Raw genomic sequence first — 16,795 nt, 5'->3', positions numbered from 1 at the left:
ATTAAGCTGATTATTCTTTATCGTGTACAGCTTACAGACTGTTATTCAATGTTTTGGATCTGCTCACGCATCTGTTCGATAAGAACCTTAAGCTCTACGCCCGATGCTGTGATGTCTGTGCTGATAGACTTAGACGCTAGCGTGTTTGACTCACGGTTGAACTCTTGCATCATGAAGTCTAGCTTACGGCCACAAGCGCCGCCTTTCTTCAGTACTGCATTCGCTTCTTTCACATGAGAATCTAGACGGTCTAGCTCTTCTGCTACGTCTGACTTCTGCGCTAGCAGGATAAGCTCTTGCTCAACACGAGAACCTTCCAGTTCGATTTTCGCATCTTCAAATTTGGTAAGAAGACGCTCACGTTGCCACTCTAGGATCTCAGGCATGCGTGCACGAACTTTCACTACTTCTTCAGTGATTGCATCTAAGCGCTGTACGATTAGCGCCTTCATGTTCTCACCTTCACGAGCACGAGCATCAATGAACTCTGCGATAGCATCGTTGAATGCTTCAAGTAGGTCTTTGTTGATGGCATCCATGTCTTGCTCTGGCGTTTCCATCACACCAGGCCAGTTCATGACTTGGAATGGGTTCAAACGGCTGTCTTCACCTGTCATCGTCATTACTTGGTTCGCCGCATTGATTACTTGCTGAGCCAAACCTTCGTTAATGCTTAGTTCGCCCTTTGCAGCAGGGTTTGCTTCAAAGCGTAGGTTACATTCAACCTTACCGCGCGCTAGACGCTTACGGAAACGCTCACGCAAGATTGGCTCTAAACCACGGAACTGTTCAGGCATACGGAAGTAAGTTTCTAGGTAGCGTTGGTTTACACTACGGATTTCCCATACTGCGCTGCCCCAATCGCCTTTTACTTCTTTGCGTGCGTACGCGGTCATACTATAAATCATCGAATTTTCCTGTCTTTTATCATTCTGAAAATAACGCGCACGCATAGTATCACGATATGGTGTGCTCTCGAAGCCTGTCGCTTTTCACTGTAAATAGCCTTTCGTGATAAATAGCTTTGAACGGTAAATAGATTTGCACGATAAACTGCTATATAATCTTGCCCCAATCAAAACTGTCTCACCCCTTTCTTAGGTGATGCACTCTTTCGATAGTAAATCACTTCAGACTGTTAATAAGGTAGATACCAATGCGTCCAAATGACCGCGCTGTAGATCAAATTCGTCCAATTAAAATTACTCGTAACTACACAGCTTATGCTGAAGGTTCTGTATTAGTTGAGTTCGGCAACACTAAAGTTCTATGTAATGCGACGGTAGAAGAAAACGTACCGCGTTGGTTAAAAGGTCAAGGAAAGGGTTGGGTAACGGCTGAATACGGCATGCTGCCACGTGCAACGCACACTCGTAACCGTCGTGAAGCGGCGAGCGGCAAGCAAGGTGGTCGTACGATGGAAATCCAACGTCTGATCGCTCGTAGCCTACGTGCTGTTGTTGACCTGAAAGTAATGGGTGAAATTATGATCACTGTCGATTGTGATGTTATCCAAGCAGACGGCGGTACTCGTACTGCTTCTATCTCAGGTGCAAGCGTTGCAATGGCTGATGCTATCAACAGCCTACTAGCAAGCGGCAAACTGAAAAAGAACCCAATGAAAGGCCACGTAGCGGCAGTTTCAGTGGGCATCGTTGGTGCACAAGCACTGTGTGACCTTGAGTACGTTGAAGACTCAGCAGCCGATACCGACATGAACGTTGTAATGACGGAAGACGGTAAGATGATTGAGATTCAAGGTACCGCAGAAGGCGAACCGTTCAGCCACGAAGAGCTGATGCAGCTTTTAGCCCTGGCTAATAAGGGCATTGCCGATATCGTCGAAGCGCAGAAAGCTGCGTTGGCCGACTAGTCATTTTTAATAGCTCCCATTTGGGGGCTATTTTTTTGTCTGTAAAACTCGAAAGAGTAGTGCAGAGCGTAAGTTAAGTTTTATTGAATAAACGTAGAGGAAAAACATGAAAGCATATCAACGTGAATTTATTGAATTTGCACTAGAGAAAGAAGTACTTAAGTTTGGTGAGTTTACTTTAAAGTCTGGCCGCAAGAGCCCTTACTTCTTCAATGCTGGATTGTTTAATACAGGTCGTGACCTAGCGCGCTTAGGTCGCTTCTACGCAGCAGCATTGGCTGATTCTGGCATTGAGTTTGATGTACTATTTGGTCCTGCATACAAAGGTATCCCAATTGCAACGACGACAGCGGTTGCACTAGCGGATCACCACGATGTAGACACGCCCTACTGCTTCAACCGCAAAGAAGCGAAAAACCACGGTGAAGGTGGCAACCTTGTCGGTAGCGCGCTTGAAGGTCGCATCATGTTAGTGGACGACGTGATCACTGCAGGTACTGCGATTCGTGAGTCGATGGAAATCATCCAAGCAAATGGCGCTGATTTAGCGGGCGTGCTTGTTGCTATCGACCGTCAAGAGAAGGGCAAAGGCGAACTGTCTGCGATTCAAGAAGTTGAGCGTGACTTCGGTTGTGCGATTATCTCAATCGTTAGCCTGACTGACTTGGTGACTTTCCTTGAAGAGAAAGGCACAGACGCAGCACACCTAGAGTCAGTAAAAGCATACCGCGCTCAATACGGCATCTAATACTACTCGTAATTAGACTATAGAATGCACAAGGGACTGATGATTCATCAGCCCCTTTCCTTTTGGTTCAGTATTCATTATTTATAACGAATGCCGCGCTCCACTTCTGGGTCTTCCATGGTCTTAAAGCGCTTGTGCAGCCACATCCACTGTTCTGGTGCTCTTAAGATAATCTTCTCAAGGTAGCGGTTCATGTAGGCGGCAGCCGCTTTCTCATCTTTCTGTGGATAGTCATCTTCAATTGATTCATCGGCCATGATCTCATATTTGCCATCGGCATTTCTAAAACCAGACCCCGGAACAAGTGCGCATCGGCTAGTGTAAGCTAGGATACTGGTGCCTGTTGTGGTACACGCATCTTCTACTGCGAAGAAAGGCACAAACACAGACTTGTTACGACCGTAATCATGATCCGGTAGGTAGAAAAGGATCTCACCTTGACGCAGGATTCGAATCATACGCTTCACGTCTTTACGGTGAATCAGGCGGTTGCCGTTTTGAGTACGACCACGGTATTGAATGAATTCATAAGCCGGATTGTTGTGCGGGCGATAAACACCTAAACCAGAAATACCTAATACAGCCATTGCTCGCGCAGTGATCTCTAGATTTAAGGCATGCACACAGCATAGAAGAACACCTTTACCGTTGGCTTTATGTGTACGCAGTGTTTGGGTGTCTTTATCTACTAGGATTCGCTTGAAGCGCCACGTAGGCCAAAACCAGGTAATGCCGGTTTCGATGAGTGCCATACCTGTGTTCTTAAAGTTCTCACTGACCATTGCCGCGACTTCATCTGCTGGCTTGTCTGGGAAGGCGAGCTCCAAGTTACGTGTTGCTACCGCGACGCGCTTTTTACCATAGCGAGCACCCAAAGAGCCTAACGATCGGCCTAACAGCAGTAAGAGGCGATAAGGGAGAACGTTAACAATAAGCGCCAATAACCCAAAACCAAACCATACACCCCAATATTTAGGGTGAAGTAGAGCTAGAGTAAAAGGCGGCTTAGTAATCACGTGTTGTGCTGTGCCGTTTGCTGAAGAAGTTTTCGTCGTCATAACCATCACTTAAGATTTGATTGCCACTTAATTTGATTGCTACTTAATCTGAGCGCTTAGCAGTGCCCAATAAGCATCGAAGTTTTCTGTCGGTTGATATTTGAAGTCTGAGCGAACAAATCGATTCAAGCTGCCTTCAACTTGACCTAGCAGCTGAGCGGCTAAGATTTTCTCATCAACCGGGAATGATTTCCCTTCACGAAGCTTTCTTTCACGCAGGATCTGGCGAAGTTGCGTCTCAATGCGTTCGAAAAGTTGGTTGATGCGATCACGCAGGCGTTCATTTTCAAACATTAGAGCATGACCAGATAAAATTCGAGTCAGGCCTGGGTTACGTTCTGAGAAAACTAAGATAAGTTGTAGCACTAGGCGTATGCGCTCTAGCGTGTCTTTCTCTTCATCCAGAATGCGGTTGATTCGAGACATCAACGCTTCTTCAATGAACTCGATCAGGCCTTCAAACATGCGGGCTTTGCTTGGGAAGTGGCGGTATAACGCAGCTTCAGAAACACCCACTTGCTTGGCCAACTTTACCGTTGTGATACGAGAAGCACCTTCGGTCGATTCCAACATTTGTGCGAGAGCTTGTAGGATTTCTTCACGACGGTTTGATTTTCGAGTACCAGCCATCTATTTACTTCCTTTCCTAAAGATGAGGATTGAGTGAAGAAGGATTATAAACACCATTCAATTCTGTTTCCTAGTTTTGTAAGCCCTAGGTCAACAGAATCGAGAGGTGTCAGCAGATTATCAGAGCAAATTTGTGCGTTTATACATTAATAAGCTGTTGGATCTGATCGAGGATCTGGAAACCAAGTGTGTCTTTGCTCTCCAGTGGTAGAGATTTATCGCCGCCTTTCCAATAAAGGTGCAGCTCATTGCTACTGCTATTGAAGCCTTGGCCTTCAACTGAGACGTCGTTGGCGCAGATCATATCGAGGTTCTTTCTTTCCAGTTTACCGCGTGCGTACTTCTCAACATCTTGAGTTTCTGCTGCGAAGCCGACAGTAAATGGGCGACCTTCGGTCATTGAAGCGACAGAAGCGACAATATCTGGGTTTTTAACCATTTGAATGGTCATGTCGTCTTTACCGTCGACCTTTTTAAGCTTTTGGTCTGCGATGGTCTCAGGGCGATAATCGGCAACCGCGGCGCAGCTGATGAAAATATCATGTTGAGAAGCGTTTGCTGCAACCGCATCAAACATCTGTTGAGCGCTGTCGACATCGATACGATTAACCTTATTTGGTGTCGCGAGTGATACAGGGCCGCTGACTAGAGTTACTGTTGCGCCTTGTTTCGCTGCCGCTTCAGCCAGAGCATAGCCCATCTTGCCCGAGCTGTGGTTGGTAATGTAACGCACAGGGTCAATGGCTTCACGAGTTGGACCCGCCGTGATTAACACAGAGCGACCAGCAAGAGGTTTAGGTTGGAAGAAGTCTTCACAGCGGTGCACGAGCTGCATAGGCTCTAGCATGCGACCCATTCCCACATCACCACACGCTTGTTCGCCAGCCGCCGGTCCCCAAATCTCACAACCACGACGTTTTAGTGTTGCGATGTTCTCTTGAGTGGCAGGGTGGCTGTACATCTGTTGGTTCATTGCCGGAGATACCGCAACTGGCGCATCGGTTGCTAGAACCAAAGTGGTCAGTAGGTCGTTACCCATGCCAGCTGTCATGCGCGCAATCAGATCAGCGGTTGCTGGCGCTAGTAATACCAAATCAGCCCATTTTGCGAGCTCAATGTGCCCCATGGAAGCCTCAGCAGCAGGATCAAGCAAACTATCAGACACTGGCCTTCCAGAGACGGCTTGCATGGTGAGAGGAGTAATGAACTCCTTGGCTGCATTCGTCATCACGACTTGTACTTGTGCTCCACGTTCAATTAAGCGTCGAGTCAGTTCGGCACATTTATACGCAGCGATACCACCACTAATGCCAAGTAGGATTTTTTTCCCAGCCAGGCCTTGTAGGTCAGCGTTATCCAGTTGATTAACCAATGTTTGCATGATTCTGTTCCTTAATTTCTCTGCGACTTACGATATCAGAACAAAGGATAAGTGCCTAGAAGCAGAACTCGAACAGAGTTGACGCTCATCAAGTTGGTGTTATCAAACTTATCAATTACACGATTTTGTTAGTGTCTCGTTTCCTTTGATCTCTATCGAAGGATCTCTGATTACGATCTCATTAAGGTGATGGGTTGTGTTCATGACCAATGATTGTCTTTATATGCCAATAGATAAAATACCTGCCGAATCGATGCCGAGAGAAAAGTTGTTAAATAGAGGGCCTGATTCTTTGAGTGATGCTGAACTGCTCGCGATATTTCTGCGAACAGGGACACAAGGAATGAACGTGTTGGAACTTGCTGACAAGTTGATCAAAGACTTTGGCTCGCTCCGTCATCTTTTTTCAGCAACGCAGGAAGAATTTTGTGCCCATAAAGGGATGGGGCAGGCCAAGTATGTTCAATTACAGGCTGTGTTAGAGATGACACAGCGCTATCTAGCAGAGACGTTATCTCGCGGAGATGCACTCACTAGCCCCAGTCATACTAAGCTTTATCTTTCGAGCATGTTGCGTGATCGCCAGCGAGAAGCCTTCTATATATTGTTCCTCGATAACCAAAATAGGGTAATCAAAGACGAAGTTATGTTTGAAGGAACCATCGATGCCGCATCGGTTTACCCACGGGAAGTGGTTAAACGGGCACTTCATCACAATGCGGCGGCATTAATCTTGGCTCATAACCATCCTTCGGGTGTCGCGGAGCCCAGCCAAGCGGATAGGAGGATTACACGCCGATTGACCGACGCATTAGCGCTGGTGGACATCCGAGTTCTCGACCATTTTGTCGTTGGAGATGGCGAAGTTGTCTCTTTTGCAGAGCGTGGATGGATTTGAATCACATTTTAGGTTGTTAGTTGCGTTAAATCTGCTATTATTCCGCCCACATTTTTAGACCTAAAATCAGCTCTGATTACTCAAGCAAGCTGCGCTGCACAAAAAAAGATCACGAAATCCGTAAAAAGGATCTGTTCGGGTCTTGAGCAATGCGTGTCAAGTTAGTATAATGCGCGACCTTTGATAGCCTTGTATGGATTTTCCATAACGGTTTTTACCTTCTATTTTAATTGATAGAGAGGTTCGGCCACCAAGGTTGATATCGAGCTGAAACGATTGGAGAAGACATTCATGTCCCGAGTATGCCAAGTAACTGGTAAGCGTCCAGTAACGGGTAACAACCGTTCACACGCACGCAATGCTACTAAGCGCCGTTTTCTGCCGAACCTACAAACTCATCGTTTCTGGGTAGAGAGCGAAAAACGTTTTGTTAAACTACGTCTAACTGCTAAAGGCATGCGTATCATTGATAAGAAAGGCATCGATGCTGTTCTTGTTGATATCCGTGCACGTGGCGAAAACGTTTAAGAGGAATTAAGCAATGGCTAAAGGCATTCGTGAGAAAATTCGTCTAGTATCTTCTGCAGGTACTGGTCACTTCTACACAACTGATAAGAACAAGCGTAACATGCCAGGCAAATTTGAGATCAAAAAGTTTGATCCAGTAGTTCGCCAACACGTTATGTACAAAGAAGCTAAAATCAAGTAATTGATGCTTTTTTTGCTCTTCTTCAGTAGAAGAAAGAATTGAAAAACCCAGTTTAATCGCTGGGTTTTTTTATATCTAAAATTTGAGCAACTCAATTGCTCTTGCTGACATAGCACCTGATAGATAGAAAACCGCGCAACATAGAAAGTATTGCCACTTTCACGATATACTGAATGTTCAATAGGTTAGATGAGCAGAATCAGATGAGATATCGTGGACGCCGGTGGAACAACATACTCATGTTCAGTGTGATCGCTTTTATTGGCGTGTTAAACCTTCCAACATTGATCAAAGCGTACCTTATCGAGCCTGAACCGCAGGTTGATAGCCCTTATCCTTATCTCCTGAACCCAACAGCAAAGCTTCAAGCGTTACACTTTGCTAAGTGGTCTGTCATTCAACAAGATAATCAATGGGTTTACCAGTTCGAGGATACTGACTTTCCTCAAGCCACCAATGCACAAGAGCTGTCACAACGTTGGAAAGAGCTTGTGGGCACGGAAGTCGACTCACAGACCTACACAGACCTTACGCCTCGGTTAAATACACCACACACCATCGAAGTATGGTATCAAGACCAAGAAGAGCCCCAGCGTATTACCTATTATCAATTGCCTGAGTTCTGGTTGTTAAAAAACTGGAATGATCAGTGGTTGGCGGTGTCTATTGAAGAGAGCTACCTGTTTCCAAGCTTTGGCTCAGACCAGTCATTTAAGTCAGACAAGCTATCTATATCAGACAAACCACCTAAATCGGACGACTAACTATGCCTGAATTACCCGAAGTTGAAGTAAGCCGTATGGGGATCTCGCCTCATTTAGTCGGTGAGAAGATTAAATCCCTGACTTTTCGCACGCCTAAGCTGCGCTGGGATATCCCTCAAGAACTTAAGAAATTAGAAGGGCAGTTGATTCGATCAATCTCGCGTCGTGCAAAGTACCTATTGATTGAAACGGATACTGGCACTGCCATTGTTCACCTTGGTATGTCTGGCTCACTACGCGTATTAGACGCTGACTTTCCAGCAGCCAAGCACGATCACGTGGATCTTAAGCTCACCAATGGCAAAGTATTGCGCTACAACGACCCTCGCCGCTTTGGCGCTTGGTTGTGGTCGGCGCCTGATGAAGTCCACTCTGTGTTGCTTGGTTCTGGTCCTGAGCCGTTAACGGACGACTTTAACGCTGATTACATCGCTGAGAAAGCAGAAAAGCGTAAAGTCGCAGTCAAGCAGTTCATCATGGACAACAAAGTAGTGGTCGGTGTCGGGAATATCTACGCTAACGAAGCCTTGTTCTCTGCAAAAATCCACCCGTTACGATCGGCAAACAAAGTGACCAAAGCCGAATGGATCTTGTTAACCGATGAGATTAAACAAGTACTCGCAACGGCTATCAAGCAAGGTGGTACTACGCTGAAAGATTTTTCTCAGGCTGATGGTAAACCAGGCTACTTCGCACAAGAGCTGCAAGTGTATGGTAAAGCAGGTGAAAAGTGTCCAAGCTGTGAAGCTCTGATTCAAGAGCTAAAAATCGGACAGCGCAATACGTTTTATTGCGAAGAGTGCCAAGTATAGAAAATCTGAACTCGTGTTCACTTTTTATTGCTAGTCGATAGGCTAGCGAGTGGCTACAATTGTACTAATTATATGAATTGAGAATAGTAGAATGAAATATTTAGTAACTGGCGTTGCTGGTTTTATTGGCTCTGCAGTGTCAGAGCGACTATGTGCGGCAGGGCATGAGGTTGTTGGTATCGATAACCTAAATGACTACTACGAAGTCTCTCTGAAACATGATCGCCTTAAGCGTATCGAGCATGAAAAGCTTACCTTTACCGAGCTGGATCTTGCTGATAGAGAGGGCATGGCGAAGCTGTTTGCTGAGCAAAAATTTGACCGTGTGATTCATTTAGCGGCGCAAGCTGGCGTTCGTTACTCAATTGATAACCCAATGGCGTATGCCGATAGCAACCTTGTCGGTCACTTAGCTATTCTTGAAGGCTGTCGCCATAATAAGGTTGAACACCTCGTTTATGCTTCATCGAGTTCCGTTTATGGCTTGAATCAAAAAATGCCATTCCATACAGCAGACAGTGTTGATCACCCGATTTCACTGTACGCCGCGACTAAGAAGTCGAATGAGTTGATGGCGCATACCTATTCTCATTTATACGACGTACCAACGACAGGTCTTCGCTTCTTTACGGTTTACGGCCCTTGGAGTCGCCCTGATATGGCGATGTTCAAGTTTGCGAATCTAATCGTAGCGGGCAAAGAAATCGACATTTATAACAACGGCGACATGATGCGTGACTTCACTTATATCGATGATATTGTTGAAGGTATTATTCGTGTTCAAGATCGTATACCAGCCAAGCAACCAGATTGGACCGTTGAGCAAGGGTCACCAGCAACCAGTTCTGCTCCGTATCGCGTGTTTAACATCGGTCACGGCAGCCCGGTTAAATTAATGGACTACATCGAAGCATTAGAAGGTGCTCTAGGTGTTGAAGCGAAAAAGAACTTCATGCCAATGCAGCCTGGTGATGTGTACGCGACTTACGCTGATACGGAAGATTTGTTTGAAGCGGTTGGTTATAAACCTCAAGTGAAGATCCAAGAAGGCGCGAAAGCTTTCGCGGATTGGTATAAAGCTTACTATTCACTATAAGAGTTAGTTTCTCTTATAAAAATAGCGCTCAATGAGCGCTATTTTTATAGGTAATCGCATGATTGCTTTTTAGGTATAAGTATAAGCATAAAGAGAGGGGGCAATTTAATGTGAGTGTACTTTTCCTAGACCTAGAATTTTGGTCTGAACTCTTTATCTAGTACTGCAAGGTGATAAAGGTTTGTTGATAGATTAAGTGCCATACTCTTTATTTTGTTCACAATCTTCATAAAGGCGACAGAATAGTCTTTTCTACCTTTATGTTTACGACTACCGATAATTGACGGCCGTTTACTACGCTGTAATCCAGCAGAAGAAACACCAAACATGGGGTGCTTATGAATCCAAGTATTCCTTAAGAATACATCAACTGGATAATTAAAAGTTGAACTTTGTTCGATGAAAGCTTGTGCCGCTTTGGGAGATATAGCATAGCAGGCGGTTCCTTGAGGAACTTTCAAATACTTTACAAGATGCTGTGTATCGTACTTATCAACTGAATAATGTAGTCTATTCTTACTGTCTTGTAAGCGAATAAAACCACACTGCTCAATATGCTGCTCGGCGATAGTCAAAGTATTGCGAAATATATCGATATCAATATCGGCATGATCTTCGAAGACTAAAATGGGTTCATTTAACTCTATGCATTTTTGCCAAATAAGATAATGGCTTGCATAACACCCCACTTCCCCAATTGCATGCGGTCTACCCATATTGTGTAAAAAAGCTCTATCGTGAATTCTTGTTAGTAGAGGATGTTCATCGGTTCGTGCATCCACTCCGATAAAAAACTCAAAATCAACCTGAGCATCCTTAAGGGCGTTAGCTGTTGATTTTTGCCTACAATGGTTTGCTTTTAAGGTAATACAGTATGATTTCATAAAGCTATATTGATGTGTTTATTTATAGTGAACCATAGTAACACTCGCCTGGATTTTTGTAATAACGGTTCACTTATTTAGCGATTATGGTTGTGACGGGCTTCAAGAATGTTGAGGCAGTATGGCTGATTGACTATTAGTGGTTCTGTAGTGTCGGAAAGATCGTGCTCGGGGCGGATTAAATTATAGGTATTAATAAAAATAGCGCTCACTGAGCGCTATTTTTATTTTTCGGAGTAGATAAAGAGAACTACTTGGCTGTTTTTATTGTGATTTCGTCTGCTACTTTTTGTGGCACAAACTGACTAATATCCCCGCCGTGTATAGCGACTTCACGAACAATGGTTGAAGAGAGGAAAGCATATTCTTCTGAAGGGGTAAGGAACACGCTTTCAAGCCCTGGTAGTAACTTGCGGTACATGCTAGTGAGTCCAAACTCGTACTCAAAATCCATGGTTGTTCTTAGGCCTCGCACCAACACATTCGCTTGCTGCTGTTTAGCAAAATCGACCAGTAACCCCGAAAATCCTTCAACAGACACGTTAGGTAAGTGAGACACCGCATCACGTAACAACTCTACACGTTCATCTAATTCAAACATGGTTTTTTTACTTGGGCTCGCTGCTACTCCAACAGTGATATGGTCAAACATGCTAGCGGCACGAACAATGATATCAAGGTGGCCATTGGTCACCGGATCAAACGTTCCTGGATAAATAACGTGTGTGCTCATTTTAGCTGTCCTTGCTTAATGTAGTGTTCGAATTCGGTGCTTTACTAGAGTTTAAGGCCTTATCGAGTTGCTGCTTTACCATATCGAGTGTGATGTCTTTCATCAGGTCATCGCCTTTAGCACGGGTTCCCCATGGAAGGTCTGCGACTGGTTTACCTTGTTGTGCTTCTACGTGCTGTTGATAAACACTCACTACGATATCGAGATCGTTGTAAGGTCCTGTTCTACGAGGGTCGCTGTGTGCGTACAAGCCGATTACAGGCGTTGACTGCGTAGTTGCCAAGTGGGCTGGGCCAGTATCAGGTGCCAATACCACCGTTGCATGTTTCAGTACGGCAGTCAGTTGCTTCAAGTTCGTTTTTCCAATCAAGTTGGTTACTGGCGACTGGCATAATTTTTCGATGTCGCTACCAAGGTTAACTTCTCTTGGTGCCGGAGAACCACATAACACCACTTGCATGCCTTGTTCGACAGCATAATCAGCAATAGCTGCATATCGCTCAGTTAACCAATTGCGTGAATCTTTGCTTGCAGCTGGGGAGATAACCAAGGTCGGCTTGTCTGCCATGGTGCTAATTGCGAGTTGTTCATCTTCAGGTGTTAAAGGGATATCCCATTGAGGCTTATCGAAGGGGGCACCAATGTAGCGAGCAAATTCGGCAAAGTTATCCAACACATGAAACTTATCTGAAATAGGTAGATGGTGGTTGGTAAAGAGTGACTGCATTTCACGAGTACGGTTTTTGCCAAATCCCACTTTGCACTTCGCCTTTATTCCCCAAGATAGCACGCTGGCTCTGAGTGCGGCTTGCATATGCAGAAGTGCATCAAATTTACGATCAGATAGCTGACGCCATAATTCACGCATTCCTTTGAAGCCTTGTTTCTTATCGAAAACAATCACCTCAATACCGGGTAGATCGCCGATCAGCATGGCTTCTATTTTGCCCGTTATCCAAGTGATTTTCGTTTCAGGCCACTGCTTCTGGATGGCTTGAACCACAGAAATAGCATGACAAACATCGCCAATCGCGGAGAGGCGAAGTATGCAAAGAGATTGAGGTGCAGTTGAGAACAGTGACATAAAGTGCCCGAAAAAAGTGAATAACATCAGAATTATGCAGATACTCGCATTAGTTGTAAAATAGCAATGACGAAAAGCGACCCAAAGGCCTCATAGATGGAAACGATTAGCACCAAGAACCAAACAATTTGGTACGACCCTGAACTTTTGGCTCAGGTACCAGAGGGCGATATCGCTCAGATTTTTGAGGCTGAATATTGGCAGCAACAAGACGCCATTTCAGGCAGTGCTCAAGGGCGCGGTACCACATGGTTCATTCAGCTTGATGGAATACAGGCCGCATTGCGCCATTATCGCCGTGGCGGATTGTTTGGGAAGCTAGTCGAAGACCAATATCGTTTCTCTGATTGGGAGAGTACTCGCTGCGCTATGGAGCTTAATGTCCTAAAGATATTGGCAAACGCAGGTGTGAATGTACCGAAGCCTATTGCTGCTAGAGCCATTAAAAGCGGACTATTTTATCGAGCGGACTTAATGTCTGAACGGATTCCCAATGCCAAAGATCTGGTTGATGTCTTGGTTTCTGATCCAATAGATGCGGATGTTTATCGTCGAATTGGCCAAGAGGTACGCAAGATGCATGATGCTGGGGTTAATCATACCGATCTCAACATTCATAATATCTTACTTGATGACTCGCAAATGGTGTGGATCATTGATTTTGATAAGTGTGGGCATCAAGTGGGTGATGAGTGGAAAGAAGGCAACTTGAGTCGCTTAAAGCGCTCGTTCTTAAAAGAAGTGAACAAGCGCCAGATTCAATGGCAAGAGTCGGATTGGGAGCCGATATTAAAGGGTTATCAAGGTTAGATGTTAAAAGGCTACCAAGGCTAATTAGGTCAAATAGTTGTTAGCTAAGAATGTATTCCAAGGTTTTATCCAACGCCCCTCGGTTCTGCTCAACTACTTGATAAGCCGCTAAGCCTTTAGTTTTGCGCAGCTCTGATTGTTTGAACAGTCGTTGGAGTTGGCCTGCGATATCTTGGCTATCTTGACATATAACCACGGCATTGGCTTCCAGTAGCTTGTCTGTGATCTCGCTGAAGTTAAAATAGCTAGGGCCATTGAGTAAAGGTAACTGTAGTGCTGCCGGCTCTAGAAGATTGTGGCCACCTACCTTATCGCCCACAAGGCTTCCTCCCATAAAACACACATCAGCACCACCGAGTAAGGTCAACATTTCTCCCATCGTATCAGCAATATACACTTCAACATTAGAGGTGATTGGTTGCTGACTCGTTCGAGTGATAGTCTTGAAGCCGTGCTCTTGAGCTAGCTCAGACACTTGGTTAAATCGCTCTGGGTGACGAGGCACAATCATCAGCAAGGTATTCGGATTGTCTTTAAGGAGCTGTTTATGAGCGTCTAAGACAATTTCATCTTCGCCTTGATGAGTGCTGGCTGCTATCCACACACAGCGTTCAAAGCCAATTTGTTCACGTAACGCTTTGCCTTTTGATACTTGTTCAGCTGAAACTTCAATATCAAACTTGATCGATCCAGTCACATGCACAGATGCTTTATCTAACCCTAATCGTATAAAACGCTCAGCATCACTTGGGTATTGGCAAAGTACTTGAGAAAGGTTTTTCGCTAGAAGGTTAAAGACGGGTTGGAATTTGGCGTAGCGTTGGCATGAACGTTCAGATAGGCGAGCGTTGAGTACCGAAATGGGGATTCCAGCTTTCGCGACGCAGTGCAGTGTGTTTGGCCATAACTCGGTTTCCATGATTAGCATCTGTTTAGGCTGAACAGTCTTCAAAAAACCTCGAATACACCAAGAAAAATCAATCGGCATGTAGCGATGCTCGACTAAATCACCGAGTTTTTCTATCTGTTCTGCACCCGTGCTGGTTGTCGTGGTGACAATAATGGCTTGGTTTGGATCTCGTTGCTTCAGTTGCTTGATGATCGGTACGGCGGCAATCGATTCACCAACCGATACTGCGTGAATCCAGATAGGATTCTTACCTTGAGTTTGCGGTGTGATCCCGAAATGTTCTTTCCAACGCTGACCAAAACTTGGCTTTCCAGGTTTGCTCTTATAAAGCCCATACAGCAGTAGCGGAGAAGCTAATGACAATATGAGAGTATAGATAAGTCGTATAAGCATAAGAACAGTGACACCAGAAGGTAAAATCAATATTCAGAAGAGTATTTTCTTCAATCTCGAAAGTAAAGAGCGTTATAATTAAATGCTTAGTTGCGCTTTCAAACGGACATGGTGAATTTTATCTCATCGCTTATGCAAACCGATCAAACCTATCGTTTCTTGCTCTACGTCGAGCAAAATTATTCATTTGCTATTCTTCGCCCATTCTATGATTACGCGAAGCAACTCGGCCATGAGGTTAAGTGGTTGCTTGTTGGTGAAGACGCTTCTGAACATCTTTTACTGGATCAAGAGCAGAGCGTCTCTTTGACAGAAGCTATTGCCTTTAATCCTTCTGCCGTTCTAGTGCCCGGCGATCGTGTTCCAGCGTTTATTCCAGGGTTGAAGGTACAAGTATTTCATGGTTTGAACGAGAGCAAACGTGGGAACTTATACCCTGAACGTGGTCTATTTGATTTGTATTGCACCGAAGGCCATGAAAGAACAAGCTCGCTTGAGCCGCTAGCTAAGCAGCGCGGCTATTTTCAAGTTAAAGAGACCGGGTGGCTGAAGCTCGATAGCTTGTTTAATTATCAAACCAGTGACAAGCATTTTGAAAGACCTCAAATTCTATTCGCTTCCACTTTTTCGCCAAGTTTATCCTGTGCTGAATTGGTTTATGAAGAGCTTAAGCGCCTAAGCAAACTGAGCCAGTGGCAATGGTTAGTCACATTGCATCCTAAAATGAAGCAAGAGACACGAGAAAAATACCAGGCGTTGGAAGGGGACAACCTTCTGTTCTTCGACAATGATCGAGTGATTGAAATGCAGCATCGTGCTGATGTGATGGTATGTGACAACTCATCGATCTTTCAGGAGTTTTTGTTGCTCAATAAGCCGGTTGTTACGGTCAATAATCGAGAGCCTCAAGCGAGCTTCATCAATATTACCCAAGCAGAGCAGTTAGAATCAGCAATTCAACAAGCTATGCTGCCTGATGAAACAAGAGATAAAGCCATTGCTAATTATGGTCCGTCAATAACGCCATATTTGGACGGTCAATCCTCAGCGAGAGTTCTGAGTGCTATTACGGATGTGCTAGAAAGCGGTTGGCAGGATAAAAAACCAAAAAATTGGATTCGTAACTTTAAAATCCGTAAATCATTAAACTATTGGAAATTCTAGGGCTGAATAATGAGAAAACATACCCTGTCTGTCATTGTTATTACCAAGAATGAAGAAGACCGAATTGAAACTTGCCTAAAATCTGTCGTTGATATTGCCGATGAACTGATTGTTTTAGACAGTGGCTCAACAGATGCAACCGTTGAAATATGCCAAAAATATACAGATAACGTGACAATCACTGATTGGCCTGGCTTTGGTAAGCAAAAGCAGCGAGCGCTAGATAAAGCGACATGTGATTGGGTGCTATCAATTGATGCTGACGAAGCTCTCGATAAAGAGATGAGCGACGCTCTTGTTGAACTATTAAAACAAGATCAAATCAAACACACTGCGTACAAACTGCCTTGGGGAGTGACTCTTTACGGCACGACTCTAAAACATGGCCGCAGTGCTCGTGCAGTATTAAGACTGTTTAAGAGAGAAGGCTCTCGATATACGTTAGACGAGGTTCACGAGACCGTCGTTCCGGAGCAAGGCTCTACAGGGATATTGAAGGGATTTCTTCTTCATTACACCCATCGTGACTATGGCCACGGCCTAGATAAAGCAGCGCAGTACGCCTGGCTCGGCTCGCAAAAGTACCATCGTAAAGGCAAGAAATCACACGGCTTATTCCTTGCTCTACTTCGAGCGATGTGGACGTTTTTCCTTGTGTACATTATCCGTCGTGGCTTTATGGATGGTAGTGTCGGTTTCATTATGGCTATGACTTACGCTCAGGTGAATTTCAATAAATATGTCGGCTTGTGGCTTATCGAAAAAGAAAGGAGTTAACCAGTGGCTTTTAAATGGTTCATCGCGGCTTTCCGGGGAAAGCCGCTTTTATCTTCAAGAAGAAGTAGTCG

General features: G+C 44.8%; 19 protein-coding genes. 11 read left to right on the top strand and 8 right to left on the bottom strand.

The features are described 5' to 3' along the window. Positions 1–41 precede the first annotated feature (41 nt). Entirely contained in the window at positions 42–908 is an 867-nt protein-coding gene (locus AB6E30_RS15750; RefSeq protein ID WP_017059268.1) for a YicC/YloC family endoribonuclease, read from the bottom strand. Positions 909–1,156: 248 nt separating this feature from the next. Here AB6E30_RS15750 and rph point away from each other — a divergent pair, with 248 nt between their 5' ends. Further along, a complete protein-coding gene (rph, locus tag AB6E30_RS15745) occupies positions 1,157–1,873 on the top strand; it encodes a ribonuclease PH (protein WP_009847983.1) in 717 nt (238 codons plus the stop codon). Positions 1,874–1,979: 106 nt separating this feature from the next. Next, entirely contained in the window at positions 1,980–2,621 is a 642-nt protein-coding gene (gene pyrE / locus AB6E30_RS15740; protein WP_017059267.1) for an orotate phosphoribosyltransferase, read from the top strand. 77 nt (positions 2,622–2,698) lie between these two features. On the opposite strand, the gene lpxL is transcribed toward pyrE, so the two are convergent. From lpxL to coaBC, 3 genes are all read right to left on the bottom strand, one after another. Then, the gene (lpxL, locus tag AB6E30_RS15735; RefSeq protein WP_017063085.1) at positions 2,699–3,679 is read right to left on the bottom strand and encodes an LpxL/LpxP family Kdo(2)-lipid IV(A) lauroyl/palmitoleoyl acyltransferase; all 981 of its coding nucleotides are present in this window, start codon (positions 3,677–3,679) and stop codon (positions 2,699–2,701) included. Positions 3,680–3,718: 39 nt separating this feature from the next. Beyond that, entirely contained in the window at positions 3,719–4,309 is a 591-nt protein-coding gene (slmA, locus tag AB6E30_RS15730; protein ID WP_004741428.1) for a nucleoid occlusion factor SlmA, read from the bottom strand. Between the two features lie 139 nt (positions 4,310–4,448). Beyond that, entirely contained in the window at positions 4,449–5,690 is a 1,242-nt protein-coding gene (coaBC, locus tag AB6E30_RS15725; protein WP_136979983.1) for a bifunctional phosphopantothenoylcysteine decarboxylase/phosphopantothenate--cysteine ligase CoaBC, read from the bottom strand. A gap of 223 nt (positions 5,691–5,913) precedes the next feature. On the opposite strand from coaBC, the gene radC reads away from it, so the two are divergent. The 6 genes from radC to AB6E30_RS15695 all read left to right on the top strand — a co-directional run bounded on the left by radC (position 5,914) and on the right by AB6E30_RS15695 (position 9,969). Then, the gene (gene radC / locus AB6E30_RS15720) at positions 5,914–6,588 is read left to right on the top strand and encodes a DNA repair protein RadC (protein WP_017071069.1); all 675 of its coding nucleotides are present in this window, start codon (positions 5,914–5,916) and stop codon (positions 6,586–6,588) included. A 291-nt stretch (positions 6,589–6,879) separates the two neighbouring features. Continuing rightward, a complete protein-coding gene (rpmB, locus tag AB6E30_RS15715; protein WP_004728407.1) occupies positions 6,880–7,116 on the top strand; it encodes a 50S ribosomal protein L28 in 237 nt (78 codons plus the stop codon). Positions 7,117–7,129: 13 nt separating this feature from the next. Next, positions 7,130–7,297 carry a 50S ribosomal protein L33 gene (rpmG, locus tag AB6E30_RS15710; RefSeq protein WP_002535344.1) on the top strand — a complete coding sequence of 56 codons (168 nt, stop codon included), beginning with the start codon at positions 7,130–7,132 and terminating at the stop codon, positions 7,295–7,297. 203 nt (positions 7,298–7,500) lie between these two features. Beyond that, positions 7,501–8,061 (top strand): hypothetical protein, encoded by a 561-nt coding sequence (locus AB6E30_RS15705; protein WP_372104320.1) that lies wholly within the window; start codon positions 7,501–7,503, stop codon positions 8,059–8,061. Positions 8,062–8,063: 2 nt separating this feature from the next. Further along, the gene (gene mutM, locus AB6E30_RS15700) at positions 8,064–8,873 is read left to right on the top strand and encodes a bifunctional DNA-formamidopyrimidine glycosylase/DNA-(apurinic or apyrimidinic site) lyase (RefSeq protein WP_372104317.1); all 810 of its coding nucleotides are present in this window, start codon (positions 8,064–8,066) and stop codon (positions 8,871–8,873) included. A 91-nt stretch (positions 8,874–8,964) separates the two neighbouring features. Next, a complete protein-coding gene (locus AB6E30_RS15695; RefSeq protein ID WP_372104314.1) occupies positions 8,965–9,969 on the top strand; it encodes an NAD-dependent epimerase in 1,005 nt (334 codons plus the stop codon). A 131-nt stretch (positions 9,970–10,100) separates the two neighbouring features. On the opposite strand, the gene AB6E30_RS15690 is transcribed toward AB6E30_RS15695, so the two are convergent. The 3 genes from AB6E30_RS15690 to AB6E30_RS15680 all read right to left on the bottom strand — a co-directional run bounded on the left by AB6E30_RS15690 (position 10,101) and on the right by AB6E30_RS15680 (position 12,670). Further along, positions 10,101–10,853 (bottom strand): glycosyltransferase family 25 protein, encoded by a 753-nt coding sequence (locus AB6E30_RS15690; protein WP_016792613.1) that lies wholly within the window; start codon positions 10,851–10,853, stop codon positions 10,101–10,103. A gap of 250 nt (positions 10,854–11,103) precedes the next feature. After that, entirely contained in the window at positions 11,104–11,586 is a 483-nt protein-coding gene (coaD, locus tag AB6E30_RS15685) for a pantetheine-phosphate adenylyltransferase (RefSeq protein ID WP_017063092.1), read from the bottom strand. 1 nt (position 11,587) lies between these two features. After that, positions 11,588–12,670, bottom strand: coding sequence for a glycosyltransferase family 9 protein (locus tag AB6E30_RS15680; RefSeq protein WP_017063093.1), 1,083 nt, complete (start codon positions 12,668–12,670; stop codon positions 11,588–11,590). 96 nt (positions 12,671–12,766) lie between these two features. Here AB6E30_RS15680 and AB6E30_RS15675 point away from each other — a divergent pair, with 96 nt between their 5' ends. Next, entirely contained in the window at positions 12,767–13,480 is a 714-nt protein-coding gene (locus tag AB6E30_RS15675; protein ID WP_372104312.1) for a 3-deoxy-D-manno-octulosonic acid kinase, read from the top strand. A gap of 40 nt (positions 13,481–13,520) precedes the next feature. Here AB6E30_RS15675 and waaA read toward each other — a convergent pair whose 3' ends face one another. Then, the gene (waaA, locus tag AB6E30_RS15670) at positions 13,521–14,783 is read right to left on the bottom strand and encodes a lipid IV(A) 3-deoxy-D-manno-octulosonic acid transferase (protein WP_372104309.1); all 1,263 of its coding nucleotides are present in this window, start codon (positions 14,781–14,783) and stop codon (positions 13,521–13,523) included. A gap of 132 nt (positions 14,784–14,915) precedes the next feature. Between waaA and AB6E30_RS15665 the strand changes: the two genes are divergently transcribed. Together AB6E30_RS15665 and AB6E30_RS15660 are read left to right on the top strand one after the other, a co-directional pair. Beyond that, complete coding sequence (locus AB6E30_RS15665) at positions 14,916–15,947, top strand: CDP-glycerol--glycerophosphate glycerophosphotransferase (RefSeq protein WP_017069245.1); 1,032 nt, start codon at positions 14,916–14,918, stop codon at positions 15,945–15,947. Positions 15,948–15,956: 9 nt separating this feature from the next. Beyond that, positions 15,957–16,724 (top strand): glycosyltransferase family 2 protein, encoded by a 768-nt coding sequence (locus tag AB6E30_RS15660; protein ID WP_017063097.1) that lies wholly within the window; start codon positions 15,957–15,959, stop codon positions 16,722–16,724. Positions 16,725–16,795 lie beyond the last annotated feature (71 nt).

This window comes from Vibrio sp. 10N.247.311.12 (genome assembly GCF_041467515.1).
Taxonomy (GTDB): Bacteria; Pseudomonadota; Gammaproteobacteria; order Enterobacterales; family Vibrionaceae; genus Vibrio; species Vibrio crassostreae_C.
Note: the sequence above shows the minus strand (reverse complement) of the source record. Positions and strands in the feature narration are given on the sequence as shown.